We start from the raw sequence: 11,717 nt of genomic DNA, 5'->3' as shown, positions 1-11,717 counted from the left end.
GCGCGAGGTCACAGCCAGGCGACAACTTCGCGAAAATCTTGTACAGGAGTGTTCGGCCGAGGGACGAAACCGCCTAGAGTGAGACCTGTGACTTCTTCCCCACCGCCGCTGCTATCGCCCATGGGGTCAGCCGGGACGGCCGTCGAGGAGGACACCGAGACGGACATCCTCGCGGGGGTCGCGGACCCGTGGGTGACCATCGTCTGGAACGACCCGGTGAACCTGATGTCGTACGTGACGTACGTCTTCGAGAGCTACTTCGGGTACCCGCGCGTCAAGGCAGAACGGCTCATGACTCAGGTGCACAAGAACGGTCGCGCAGTCGTGTCGAGCGGTGGGCGCGAGCGCATGGAGGTGGACGTGCAGGCGATGCACGGGTTCGGCCTGTGGGCGACGCTGCAGGAGTCGGGCGCGCGGGGAGCCGCATGACACCGTTCCGCGCCATGCGGCGGGGCTACGAGGCCAGGTTCGAGCCGGTGGAGCGGGTCGTCCTGGCCCGGGTCGCGCGCGATGTCGCGGACATGCTCCGCGAGGAGGCGGGCCTGGACCTGTTCCCCGACGACGACATACCCGGCCTCTCGGCGCACGCAGGCCCGGGCAAGGGGCAGGCGTGGGCCAACGGCCTGCTCGCCCCGGACGAGCTGACCGACGCCGACCTGGCCCGGCTCACCGGGGTCACCGGGGTGGGCCGGATCCCGACCGATCCCGCCGCACGGCGGCTGCTGCCGGACGCGAGCAAGGACGACTCGGACATCGCCGACGAGTTCCGCCGGCTGACCCAGAACGACGTCGCCCAGGCGAAGGTGGACCGGCTCGAGGCGTTCGCCGCGCTGCTCGACATGCCGACCGGCGAGGACGCGCCCTCCCCGCTGGGCAGGCACGGCGCCCCGCCGCCGGTGCGGGTGCCGCGCGAGGACGCCGAGCAGTTCGCGGGGGCGCTCACCGACGTGCGCCTCGTGATCGCCGAGCGGCTCGGGCTGAAGTCCGACGAGCAGGTCATGCAGCTCACCGACGAGATCATGTGGGACCGGCAGGCCGGTCGGGAGATCCCGGTGGCGACGGACGGCCGTGCGGCCCGGCGCTTCTGGTCCGGGGTGTTCGTCGCCGCGGGCTACGCGCAGGAGACCCTCATGGACGTGATGCTCAGCGAGCTGCGGGGGCGGCGTCCACCGGGTTCGGGTGCCGCAGGGCTGTGACCGAGACTGATGCGCTGACCTGCCGGAACGTGTCACGCGTCACGCGTGGCGCGGCTCACGAGCACCGGTGACGACGCGTTGTCGTGGCTAGGCTTCACCCCGTGAACGACGCGCCCATCGGGATCTTCGACTCCGGCCTCGGCGGCCTCACGGTCGCGCGCGCCATCCTGGACCAGCTCCCCAACGAGCAGGTCCGGTACCTCGGCGACACCGCGAACAGCCCCTACGGCCCCAAGCCCATCGCCGCCGTCCGCGCGATGGCGCTCGACGCCATGGACCGGCTCGTGGCCGCCGGCGTGAAGATGCTGGTCATCGCGTGCAACACGGCGTCGTCGGCCATGATGCGCGACGCCCGCGAGCGGTACACCCAGCGGCACGGCATCCCCGTGGTCGAGGTCATCCTGCCGGCGGCCCGCGCCGCCGTGACGACCACGCGGTCGGGCCGGATCGGCGTCATCGGCACGCTCACCACCATCCAGTCGCGTGCGTACGACGACGCGTTCCACGTCACGCCCGGCCTGACCATCACGAGCCAGGCCTGCCCGGAGTTCGTGCGCTTCGTCGAGGAGGGCCGCACGTCGGGCCCGGAGGTGCAGAAGTTCGCGCACCAGTACCTCGACCCGGTGAAGGCCGCGGGCGTCGACACGCTCGTCCTCGGCTGCACGCACTACCCGCTCCTCGCGGGCGCCATCTCGTACGTCATGGGTGAGGAGGTCACGCTGGTCTCCAGCGCCGACGAGACCGCCAAGGACGTGTACCGCACCCTCGTCGCGCACGACCTCGAGCGCGCGCCGGACGCGGGCGCGCCCGTGCACCGGTTCCTGACCACCGGCGACCCGGCGCCCTTCGGGCAGCTCGCCAGCCGGTTCCTCGGCCCTGAGGTCTCACTCGTGGAGGCCGTCTGATGCGCCTGATCCCTCTCGGTGTCTCCGGTTCGTTCCCGGGACCGGCGACCCCTGCGTCGTCGTACCTCGTGCGGGTCACCGCCGCGGAGGCGGCGGCCGCGGGCCACGAGGCGCGCGACTGGAACGTGCTGCTCGACCTGGGCAACGGCGCGTTCGGCGCTCTGCAGCGGTTCATGGACCCCATGGACCTCGACGCGGTCTCCATCTCGCACCTGCACCCCGACCACTGCGCCGACCTCTCGGGCCTCTACGTGTACCTGCGGTACCACCCCGAGCACGGCTCGCTGCGCACGGGTCGCAAGGATGAGCCGCTGCCGGTCTTCGGACCGTCGACGATGGAACGGCACGTCGCGCTGTCGTACGGGCTGAGCGAGGGCGAGTCGATGGAGAACGACTTCGACTTCCGGTCCTGGGCCGACCTCAAGCGGGTCGAGATCGGGCCGCTGACCATCGAGCCGCACCGGGTCTTCCACCCGGTCGAGACGTACGGCGTGCGCGTGACGGGCCCGTCGGCGTCGGGCGGCACGACGACGCTGGCGTACACGGGGGACACCGACGCGTGCCCGTCGGTGGTCGAGCTCGCGCGCGACGTCGACCTGCTGCTCAGCGAGGCCGCGTTCCTCGAGGGGCGCGACGACGTCGTCGAGCGCGGCATCCACCTGACCGGCCGCCGCGCGGGCGAGGTGGCGACCGAGGCAGGGGCTCGCCGTCTGCTGCTGACGCACCTGCCGGTCTGGAACGACCCCGCGGACTCGCTCGCGGAGGCGCGCGGCTCGTACGCGGGCCCGGTGGACATCGCGGAGCCGGGCACGGTCTACGAGGTCTGACGGGGCGGGACCGGTAGCTAGGGTTGGGGCATGACCTCAAGCACCGACATCGTCCGCGCCGACGGGCGCGCCACCGACCAGCTCCGCCCCGTGAAGATCACCAGGGGATGGCTCGACGAGGCCGAGGGGTCGGTCCTCGTGGAGTTCGGGCGGACCCGCGTGCTGTGCGTCGCCTCCTTCACGGAGGGCGTGCCGCGCTGGCGCAAGGGCTCCGGCGAGGGCTGGGTCACGGCCGAGTACGCGATGCTGCCGCGCGCCACCAACGAGCGCAGCCCGCGCGAGTCCGTGAAGGGCAAGATCGGCGGCCGCACGCACGAGATCTCGCGGCTCATCGGCCGGTCGCTGCGCGCCGTCGTCGACATGAGCGCGCTCGGCGAGAACTCCATCGTGCTGGACTGCGACGTGCTGCAGGCCGACGGCGGGACCCGCACCGCGGCGATCACCGGCGCCTACGTCGCGCTCGTCGACGCCATCGAGTGGGGCCGCAGGCACGGGCACGTCAAGGGCGGCAAGCAGGTGCTCTCCGACACGGTCTCCGCGGTGTCGGTCGGCATCATCGACGGAACGCCGATGCTCGACCTGCCGTACGTCGAGGACGTCCGCGCGGAGACCGACATGAACGTGGTCGTCACGGGCGGTGGCAAGTTCATCGAGGTGCAGGGCACCGCCGAGCACGCGCCGTTCGACCGCGCCGAGCTCGACGCGCTGCTCGACCTCGCGGTGGGTGGCACCGCCGAGCTCGCCAAGATCCAGCAGGACGCGCTCGCGCAGGAGCTCTGACCGCGGGCCGGGCGGCGGCTGGCATGATCGGGGCATGAGCTCCTCGACAGTGCCGCCCGCCGCCCGGATCGTCCTCGCGACCCACAACGCCAAGAAGGTGGGGGAGCTGCGGGCGATCCTCTCCGCGTCCGGCCTCGACCTGTCGGACGGCGCTCTGGTCACCTCGGGCGAGGTCGGCGCGCCGGAGCCGGTCGAGGACGGCGTGACGTTCGCCGAGAACGCGCTCATCAAGGCGCGGGCGGTCTGCGCGGCGACCGGGCTGCCCGCCGTCGCCGACGACTCAGGGCTGGCCGTGGACGTGCTGGGTGGCGCGCCGGGGATCTTCTCGGCCCGCTGGGCGGGCAAGCACGGTGACGACCAGGCCAACCTCGACCTGCTGCTCGGCCAGCTGGGGGACGTGCGCCCGGAGCACCGTCAGGCGGGGTTCGTGTGCGCCGCGGCGCTGGTCACGCCCGACGGGCGTGAGGAGGTCCGCATCGGCGAGATGCGCGGCCTGCTGGCGACCGCGCCGCGTGGGACCAACGGGTTCGGCTACGACCCGATCCTCGTCCCGGACGAGGCGGCGCCGGGGGACGCGAGCGCGGACGGCGGCCGCCGTCGGACCGCGGCGGAGCTGGAGCCGGAGGAGAAGAACGCGATCTCGCACCGGGGCAAGGCGTTCCGCGCGCTGGCCCCGGTGGTCCTCGAGGTCCTGGGCGCGTAGCTCGGCAAGTGCATGGTCACTTCGAGGCGTTCGCCGCCTGGGCGCGGCGCAGCGCCGTCACCAGCGCGCGCCAGCCGAGCATGGTGATCGCCAGGAAGACCGCCGTGACCAGCGCGAACGACCAGGCGAGACCCTGACCCGAGACGCCGCGCAGCAGCAGCCCGCCGAGCACCGTCATGAACCAGATCAGCACGCCCGTCGGCCAGATGCGGGTCGGGTCCTGCCAGGCGCGGGTCACTGCCCAGCCGAGTGCGGCGGCCAGGGCGAACGGCCACACCACGCGCCCGAAGGCGGCGACCAGCGACCCGTCGTGCGACGCGATACCGATGGACGTGAAGGCGAGGACGGCGACGGCGTCGGCCACTGCGGCGGGCCAGACGGGCACGGTACGGGGGGCGGTGGTGCTCACGCGTCGAGAGTAGTCCGGGGACGCGTGCGCGCCCGCATCCCGGTGGTCCACGCCGAAGGACGATTCACCCGGGTTAAAAGTTTACATGTCCGACATATATAACCCTTGTGCTCGAATCGTCCAGGCTTCAGGATCACTCCGCCCGCCATGTGGCGGAACGTGTGATCTAGGAGGCAGGCATGCGAAGCAACCTCTCCCGCAATCTCCTTGCGGGTCTGGCAGCTCTGGCACTTGGTGGGAGCGCCGCCCTCACGTCGGCCGCGCCGGCAGTGGCCCAGCCGAGCGACACCACCGGCAGCGTTGCTGTCCACGACGCGGCGACCACCCGGGCGGCCCACGACAAGGTCGTCGACTACTGGACCCCGAAGCGGATGCGCAACGCCGTGCCGGCGGACGTCCTCGTCGCCGGCAAGGACAAGTCCTCCGCGGGTGACGCGGTGGCCGTGGGCAAGCCGACGGTCGTCCGCCAGGCCGCGCCTACCGCGGTCGCCGACTTCACGGGCGGGTACTACTCGGGCGGTGGCGAGGTCCGTGACACCACGGGCAAGGTCTTCTTCACGCTCGGTGGGACGAACTACGTCTGCTCGGGCAGCGCCGTGACCTCCGGGAACAAGGACGTCGTGCTCACCGCCGGGCACTGCCTCAACGAGGGCCCCGGCGCCTACGCCACGAACTGGGCGTTCGTCCCCGGCTACGACGACGGCGCCCGGCCGTACGGCACCTTCACCGCCCGCCAGCTCATCACGACCACCCAGTGGCGTGACAGCGGCGACTTCGACTACGACTTCGCCTTCGCGATCGTGAACACCGTCAACGGCGCGCACCTGACCGACGTCGTGGGCGGGCAGTCCATCGGCTTCAACCAGTCGCGCGGCCAGTACATGTACTCGTTCGGCTACCCGGCCGCCAGCCCGTACGACGGCTCGGACATCGCCTGGTGCCACGGCACCGTCGTGCAGGACACCTACGGCGGCAGCGCCGACCAGGGCCTGAACTGCAACATGACCGGCGGCTCGTCCGGCGGCCCGTGGTTCACGAGCTACAACGAGTCGACCGGCCTGGGCACGCTCAACTCGGTGAACTCCTTCAAGTACAACGGTGGCCGGCTGCGCAGCTACATGTTCGGCCCGTACCTGGGCACCGTCGCCCAGTCGCTGTACAGCACCGCGGCAAGCAGCTGATCAGGGAGACCGCTGGTCGAGCCTGTCGAGACCGACAGGCTCGACCAGCGGTCTCAGCGCGTCAGGGCCGGGAGCAGGTCCAGGTAGTCGGCGAACGCCGCATGCACCTGATCCTGGTCCAGCCCGAACCGCTCGAGGTCGTACCGGTGCGGCGCTCGCCGCTTCGGTGCCTCGAGGGCGGCGGCCAGGTTCGTCTCGTCGGCGGCGCCCCACTGCGCGCCGAGCTGTTCGAACAGCTCCGGCAGCGCCGCACGCGGGTCGTTGGTGAGGCTTTCGTACGGCAGGTCGTGCACGACGTCGGACCCCAGGGCGGCGCGCTGGGCCAGAGCACGGGACACCCCGCGCGACATGATCGCCAGCCACGACCTGCCGGTCTCGGCCAGGTCGACGGCGTCCGGCCGCCTGTGCAGCCGCTCCGCGGACTCGGCCAGGGAGCACAGCGAGGCGAGGGCGACCTCGGGGGCCCGGTGGGTCCAGATGAACCGGGCATCGGGGAACACGTCGTGGATCGCCGACATGTGGAACAGGTTCGCCGGGTGCTTCAGCACCCAGCGGCGCGTGGGCCGCTGGTAGGAGAGCACCTGAAGCGTGTCGCGCAGGAACCGGTAGTCCGGCCGGTGGTCGAAGGTCTGCAGGCGTTCGACGTACTCCGGCGCGGGTACGGCTGACGAGTGCAGCTCCGAGTGGGCCCTGATGAACGTGTCCTCCTCCTCGGCCTCCGCGAAGAGCGGGTGGATGGTGTTCCACGTGGTGCTCAGCCGCGACACCATCGCGTACTTCCTCCGGGTGCGCCGGACCAGCGCGGCCTCCGTCGCGGCGTCGACGGCCAGGCCGAGGTGCGTCATCTCCCAGAGCTTGGGTCCGCGGTGCGCGGGCGACCTGGACAGGACGTTGTACGTGAGGGTGGTGCCCGTCCGGGGCATGCCGACCACGAACACCGGAGCCTCCACCGGCTCGTCGGCGATCCGGGGATGCCGGGTGCGCAGGTCGCCGACCACCGCACGGTTCCGGATGCGGGACTCCACCAGCGCCTGCCCCGCCATCCACCCGAGCGGGCTCAGGCCGGGGAAGCGCGCGAAGGCGCACAGGACCAGCCGGAGATGCTCGAGATCGGCCGCGTACTCGTCGCTCAGCGGTGTGCGGTCGCGCGACGCCCGCGCGATCATCCGGTCGAACACGGCGTCCGGGTCCTTGCGCGTGCGGGTACCGGGCGCGAGGAGCAGGTTGGTCAGGCGAAGTGCAGGCGGGGTCTCGGGCATATGTCTCCAAGGTCGGGCGCTCGCACGAAGAACTGCGGTACATATCATCCCGTAGCGCGCTTTTGCCCGTAAAGGAAAGAGCCAGGTCCACCGAGCGCGGAAGGGCCCGTAGGCTTGGCGGATGCACCTCGTCGCCCAGGATCTTGCCTTCGCGTACCCGGGGCGGGACGTGCTGGCCGGTGTGAGCTGCACCGTGAACGACGGCACGCGGCTCGGCGTCGTGGGCGAGAACGGTTCCGGCAAGTCCACGTTCCTGCACCTGCTCGCCGGTGACCTGAAGCCGAAATCGGGCGAGGTCCGGCGGCACGGTTCGGTCGCCCTCGTCGAGCAGGAGCTGCACCCGACGCCCGGCCAGACCATCGGCGACCTGGTCGAGGGCACGCTCGACGGCCTGCGGACGGCGGCCGCCGAGCTGGAGGCCGCAGCCGCCGCGTTCGACCACGGTTCGGGCGACCTCGCGGTGCTCGAACGCACCCTCTCGCTCGCCGAGCACCTCGCGGTCTGGGACGCCGACCGGCGCGTGGAGGTGGCGCTCACCCGGCTGGGTGCGCCGCGCGACCCCGGGCGGCGTCTCGACGAGCTCAGCGTGGGCGAGCGGTTCCGCGTCCGCCTCGCCTGCCGTCTCGCCGAGCGCTCCGACCTGCTCCTGCTCGACGAGCCCACGAACCACCTCGACGACTCCGCCATCGAGTTCCTCACGGGCGAGCTCGTCGCGTGGCGCGGCGGCGTCGTGCTCGTCACCCACGACCGCGAGCTGCTCGACGACGTCGCCACGGCGATCCTCGACCTCGACCCGTCCTGGGACGGCAAGCCCGTGCTGTACGGGCAGCCGGGCTACCTCGCCTACCGGTTCGCCAAGAACCAGGCGCTGCACCGCTGGCGGCAGCGCTACCGCGCCGAGCGCAAGCGGGCCGCGGCGCTCGCGGAGAAGCTGGACGACGCCTACGAGGGCCTGTCCGACGCGTGGCGCCCGCCCAAGGGTTCGCAGGGGCACCGCCGCGCGACGCGCGCCCGGATCCACGTCAAGGCCGCCGACCGGCTCGTCCAGAAGCTCGAGGCCGAGGCCATCGAGGTTCCGGTGCCGCCGGTGGAGCTCGGGTTCCCGGACCTTCCGGCGATGTCGCCGGGCTGGGACCCCAGCCACCCCGTGGTGGAGGTGCGTTCGCCGCGCGTGGGGGACGACGGCGGTGCCCGCGTGGACCTGCCGGGCACGCGGATAGCGATCCCGCCGTCGGGCCGGCTGCTCATCGTGGGGCCGAACGGGACCGGCAAGTCGACGCTGCTCGGCGCGCTGGCCGGGACGCTGGAGCTGGACCGGGGGACCCGGACGATCGCGGCGGGGGCGCGCATCGGCGTCGTCGGTCAGGAGAGCGCGCCCATCACCGGCAAGGCGCGCCTGCGGACCGGGTTCGAGACCTATGCCGACGAGGCGCTGCGGCTGCTCGCCTCGGGCGAGCTCGACCCGGACCACGTGGTGCCCGTCGCCGGGCTCGGCCTGCTCAGCGAGGAGGACCTGGACCGGCCGCTCGCCGAGCTGTCCGCCGGGCAGCGCCGCCGGTTCGAGCTGGCGCGGGCGCTGCTGCACGCGCCGCACCTGCTGCTCCTGGACGAACCGACGAACCACCTGTCGATCGACCTCGTCGACGAGCTGACCCGGGCGCTCCAGGTCACGCCGTGCGCCGTCGTGGTCGCGACGCACGACCGCCGCATGCGCGCGGACCTGGAGGACTGGCCGGTCCTGGACCTGAGCTAGGGCAGCCGGCCCACGTGGGCCATCGCCTGCTTGATCAGCATGCCCTGGCCGTTCATCATCTCGGCCTGCACGTCGTCGGCGCACGCCTCCTCCGGCGTCAGCCAGGCGAGGTCCAGGGAGTTCTGCTGGGGGCGGCAGTCGCCCGTCACCGGCACCACGTACGCGAGCGACACCGCGTGCTGGCGCGGGTCGTGGAACGCGGTGATGCCAGGCGTCGGGAAGTACTCGGCGACGGTGAACGGCTGCGGCGACGGCGGGACCTGCGGCAGCGCGACGGGCCCGAGGTCCTTCTCGATGTGCCGCAGCAGCGCGTCGCGGACCCGCTCGTGGTACATGACGCGGCCGGAGACCAGGGCCCGCGTCATCACACCCTGCGTGTTCACGCGCAGCAGCAGGCCGACGGCGACGACGTCACCCGAGTCGTCGACCCGGACCGGGATCGCGTCGATGTAGATGAGCGGGAGCTGTGCCCGCACGACCGCGAGGTCCTCGTCCGTCAGCCATCCCGAGGCCTGGGAGGGGTCGCGGTAGAAATCGTCCTGGGGGTAGTCGGCAGTGTCCGTCACGGGTCCGTTCTACCAGTTCACGCCTCGCGGTGCCTTACCCCCGCGCCGTCCGGACCGGTGCAGTGGTGTCGCGCCGCTCACTGAGGCGCTGTTCCCGGAATAGCTGAGGGCGAAACTGTGCTGCACCAGGGAGACGTACAACGAGAGGAAACGCGACATGGCAACCGTCGACATCACCGATGCCACGTTCGAGAAGACAGTCAGCGACAACGGGATAGTCCTCGTGGACTTCTGGGCCGACTGGTGCCCGCCGTGCAAGATGTTCGGCCCCGTCTTCGAGGCGTCCTCGGAGAAGAACGACGACATCGTGCACGCGAAGATCGACACCGACGCGAACCCCGGCATCTCGTCGGCCGCGCAGGTGACGTCCATCCCCACGCTCATGGCGTTCCGCGACGGAGTGCTGGTGTTCCGCCAGGCGGGCGCGCTGCCCGCCAAGGGACTCGCCGAGGTGGTGGAGGCCGTCCGCGGCCTCGACATGGAGGTCGTGAAGAAGGACCTCGCGGCGCAGCAGAACTGACGCGAACCGCAGCGACGGCCGTCCCCGTGCCCGGGGGCGGCCGTCGTTCGTCACCGCCGCGCGGTCTGTCGCTCGGGCTTCGGTGTCAGCGACGGGCCCACCGACGCCGGGTCCGGCCGCTTCTTGCCGTCCTCGCCGACCATCCGTGGTGCGGGCTTGATGGGCCAGCGCTCCACCACCCGGCTCCGCAGCTCGTAGCCGCGGGCGGAGGCGGCGACGTCCCACACGACGGCGACGAGGACGAGCGCGGCCGAGATCGCGAGCGTGACCAGCGCCTGCGGCACGAAGCCGCCGAACGTCTCGTCCGCCTCACCGTAGAGCGTCGCGACGTCCTCCATCCTTCCGGTGCCGAGGCTGTACACCCCCCAGCCGAGCACGGCGCCTAGTGCGGCCAGCAGCGCCAGGGCCTGCACGAAGATCACCGGCTGATGGTTGGCGTACTTGCGCAGCAGCACCCGTGGCGGGCGTGTAGCCGCGGGGTCGTCCAGCGCCGCGCGCAGGATCTCCTGCTCCCGCCGCTGCACGTCCGAGTCGGCGAAGAACCCCACGACCAGGAGCGCGACGGCCGCGACCATGAGGGCCGCGAAGACCCAGACGCCGGCGACGAGCACCACCTCGACGCCGTCGCCGTAGCCCACGCGCGGACCGGCGTCGGTCATGGAGCGGAACGGGTGGGTGACGAACAGCCAGAGCTGCATGAGGCTGAACCCGAGCGCGAAGCACACGATGCCGACGTACTCGAACCAGGTGGCCCTTCGCTGCCGGCGCCGGAGGTCGGGCGGGAGCGCGGTCTCGTCGTCGGCCGTAGACCGCGCGGGGGCCGCGCGTCGCCAGGCGGCCTGCTCGTCGGCGGGTGTCCAGTGCGCCGCGATCGTCAGGCGACGCCGGTGGTGCGCGGAGCGGCCCGCGAGCGCGACCAGCACGAACACACCGCCGACCCCCGTGGCCACGAGGAAGCCCCAGAGGATCGGCAGCTCATGGCCGTTGACGGTGAAGGCCGCGATCACGGACATCAGCAGGCCGATCCCCGCCACCAGGACGGCCATGACGAGGAACGCGAAGAACGGGGGCTGGGCCGTCACCAGGTCGACCTGGCTCGGGTGCGGCACGGCCGTCCGGAGCGCGCCCTCGCCGGATGCCCGGGCGACGGCCTTGGAGGTGATCACCTCGCGCAGCGCGAGCAGGACGGTGGTCAGGACGCCCGCGCCCAGCGCGAGGACGAGCACCGGCACCATGGCGGCCCGCGCGAGCTGGTCGAGCGCGCCGCTCACGGCGGGCTCGTAGGCCAGCGCCTCCTCACCCACCATCGCGACGGCCAGGAGGAGCACGAAGGCCGCCCCGATACCGAGGAGGAAGGGGGCGAGCGCGTTGATCGCCGCGTTCACGACGTTGCCTGCGAGTCCTACCGGGTACACCCGCCAGTGCGGTTGGTCTGCTGCACGTGGTTGTGTCGTCATGGCGCGGGCAGTTTATCCATGAGCACGAGAAAGGGCCCGGCCAGCGGCCGGGCCCTTCATCCGGTGCGCGAGGCGGGACTCGAACCCGCACGTCCGAAGACACCAGGACCTAAACCTGGCGCGGCTGCCAATTACGCCACTCGCGCGCGGCGCACAGTCTA

13 protein-coding genes and 1 tRNA gene are annotated in these 11,717 nt (G+C 71.8%); 9 read left to right on the top strand and 5 right to left on the bottom strand.

The window, feature by feature from the left end; genetic code table 11:
• Positions 1-120 precede the first annotated feature (120 nt).
• The 6 genes from clpS to rdgB all read left to right on the top strand — a co-directional run bounded on the left by clpS (position 121) and on the right by rdgB (position 4,411).
• Positions 121-429, top strand: a complete 309-nt coding sequence (gene clpS, locus ACNYC2_RS21380; RefSeq protein WP_116674082.1) for an ATP-dependent Clp protease adapter ClpS — start codon at positions 121-123, stop codon at positions 427-429.
• Entirely contained in the window at positions 426-1,196 is a 771-nt protein-coding gene (locus ACNYC2_RS21375) for a DUF2017 family protein (RefSeq protein ID WP_419703721.1), read from the top strand. Before clpS ends, ACNYC2_RS21375 begins: the two co-directional genes overlap by 4 nt.
• A 101-nt stretch (positions 1,197-1,297) precedes the next feature.
• On the top strand, positions 1,298-2,101 hold the full coding sequence (gene murI / locus ACNYC2_RS21370; RefSeq protein WP_419703720.1) for a glutamate racemase: 804 nt from the start codon (positions 1,298-1,300) through the stop codon (positions 2,099-2,101).
• On the top strand, positions 2,101-2,928 hold the full coding sequence (locus ACNYC2_RS21365; protein WP_419703719.1) for an MBL fold metallo-hydrolase: 828 nt from the start codon (positions 2,101-2,103) through the stop codon (positions 2,926-2,928). Before murI ends, ACNYC2_RS21365 begins: the two co-directional genes overlap by 1 nt.
• 30 nt (positions 2,929-2,958) lie before the next feature.
• Positions 2,959-3,708 (top strand): ribonuclease PH, encoded by a 750-nt coding sequence (gene rph / locus ACNYC2_RS21360; RefSeq protein ID WP_419703718.1) that lies wholly within the window; start codon positions 2,959-2,961, stop codon positions 3,706-3,708.
• Positions 3,709-3,742: 34 nt separating this feature from the next.
• Positions 3,743-4,411 carry an RdgB/HAM1 family non-canonical purine NTP pyrophosphatase gene (rdgB, locus tag ACNYC2_RS21355; RefSeq protein WP_419703717.1) on the top strand — a complete coding sequence of 223 codons (669 nt, stop codon included), beginning with the start codon at positions 3,743-3,745 and terminating at the stop codon, positions 4,409-4,411.
• A 16-nt stretch (positions 4,412-4,427) separates the two neighbouring features.
• Here rdgB and ACNYC2_RS21350 read toward each other — a convergent pair whose 3' ends face one another.
• Positions 4,428-4,820, bottom strand: a complete 393-nt coding sequence (locus tag ACNYC2_RS21350) for a DUF3054 domain-containing protein (protein WP_419703716.1) — start codon at positions 4,818-4,820, stop codon at positions 4,428-4,430.
• 179 nt (positions 4,821-4,999) lie between these two features.
• Between ACNYC2_RS21350 and ACNYC2_RS21345 the strand changes: the two genes are divergently transcribed.
• Positions 5,000-6,001, top strand: coding sequence for a trypsin-like serine peptidase (locus ACNYC2_RS21345; RefSeq protein WP_419703715.1), 1,002 nt, complete (start codon positions 5,000-5,002; stop codon positions 5,999-6,001).
• A gap of 53 nt (positions 6,002-6,054) precedes the next feature.
• Here ACNYC2_RS21345 and ACNYC2_RS21340 read toward each other — a convergent pair whose 3' ends face one another.
• Positions 6,055-7,260 (bottom strand): sulfotransferase family protein, encoded by a 1,206-nt coding sequence (locus tag ACNYC2_RS21340; protein WP_419703714.1) that lies wholly within the window; start codon positions 7,258-7,260, stop codon positions 6,055-6,057.
• 121 nt (positions 7,261-7,381) lie between these two features.
• Between ACNYC2_RS21340 and ACNYC2_RS21335 the strand changes: the two genes are divergently transcribed.
• Entirely contained in the window at positions 7,382-9,013 is a 1,632-nt protein-coding gene (locus ACNYC2_RS21335) for an ABC-F family ATP-binding cassette domain-containing protein (protein ID WP_419703713.1), read from the top strand.
• Here the strand turns inward: ACNYC2_RS21335 and ACNYC2_RS21330 are convergent.
• Positions 9,010-9,579, bottom strand: coding sequence for an NUDIX hydrolase family protein (locus ACNYC2_RS21330; RefSeq protein ID WP_116674092.1), 570 nt, complete (start codon positions 9,577-9,579; stop codon positions 9,010-9,012). The two genes, ACNYC2_RS21335 and ACNYC2_RS21330, sit on opposite strands and share 4 nt — an antisense overlap.
• A gap of 157 nt (positions 9,580-9,736) precedes the next feature.
• Between ACNYC2_RS21330 and trxA the strand changes: the two genes are divergently transcribed.
• On the top strand, positions 9,737-10,099 hold the full coding sequence (gene trxA / locus ACNYC2_RS21325) for a thioredoxin (protein ID WP_357505960.1): 363 nt from the start codon (positions 9,737-9,739) through the stop codon (positions 10,097-10,099).
• 50 nt (positions 10,100-10,149) lie between these two features.
• On the opposite strand, the gene ACNYC2_RS21320 is transcribed toward trxA, so the two are convergent.
• Together ACNYC2_RS21320 and ACNYC2_RS21315 are read right to left on the bottom strand one after the other, a co-directional pair.
• A complete protein-coding gene (locus ACNYC2_RS21320) occupies positions 10,150-11,556 on the bottom strand; it encodes a hypothetical protein (RefSeq protein WP_419703712.1) in 1,407 nt (468 codons plus the stop codon).
• Positions 11,557-11,620: 64 nt separating this feature from the next.
• Positions 11,621-11,702: transfer RNA gene (locus ACNYC2_RS21315), tRNA-Leu, on the bottom strand.
• Between the last annotated feature and the right edge of the window lie 15 nt (positions 11,703-11,717).

This window comes from Promicromonospora sp. NFX87, assembly GCF_048564965.1.
GTDB lineage: Bacteria > Actinomycetota > Actinomycetes > Actinomycetales > Cellulomonadaceae > Promicromonospora.
This window is presented reverse-complemented; position numbering and strand designations above follow the sequence as displayed.

Excerpts from the sequence above, each read along its gene's own strand:
- clpS (WP_116674082.1), top strand. The coding sequence starts at position 121 with ATGGGGTCAGCCGGGACGGCCGTCGAGGAGGACACCGAGACGGACATC.
- ACNYC2_RS21375 (WP_419703721.1), top strand. The coding sequence starts at position 426 with ATGACACCGTTCCGCGCCATGCGGCGGGGCTACGAGGCCAGGTTCGAG.
- ACNYC2_RS21365 (WP_419703719.1), top strand. The coding sequence starts at position 2,101 with ATGCGCCTGATCCCTCTCGGTGTCTCCGGTTCGTTCCCGGGACCGGCG.
- rph (WP_419703718.1), top strand. The coding sequence starts at position 2,959 with ATGACCTCAAGCACCGACATCGTCCGCGCCGACGGGCGCGCCACCGAC.
- rdgB (WP_419703717.1), top strand. The coding sequence starts at position 3,743 with ATGAGCTCCTCGACAGTGCCGCCCGCCGCCCGGATCGTCCTCGCGACC.
- ACNYC2_RS21345 (WP_419703715.1), top strand. The coding sequence starts at position 5,000 with ATGCGAAGCAACCTCTCCCGCAATCTCCTTGCGGGTCTGGCAGCTCTG.
- ACNYC2_RS21340 (WP_419703714.1), bottom strand. The coding sequence starts at position 7,260 with ATGCCCGAGACCCCGCCTGCACTTCGCCTGACCAACCTGCTCCTCGCG.
- ACNYC2_RS21335 (WP_419703713.1), top strand. The coding sequence starts at position 7,382 with ATGCACCTCGTCGCCCAGGATCTTGCCTTCGCGTACCCGGGGCGGGAC.
- trxA (WP_357505960.1), top strand. The coding sequence starts at position 9,737 with ATGGCAACCGTCGACATCACCGATGCCACGTTCGAGAAGACAGTCAGC.
- ACNYC2_RS21320 (WP_419703712.1), bottom strand. The coding sequence starts at position 11,556 with ATGACGACACAACCACGTGCAGCAGACCAACCGCACTGGCGGGTGTAC.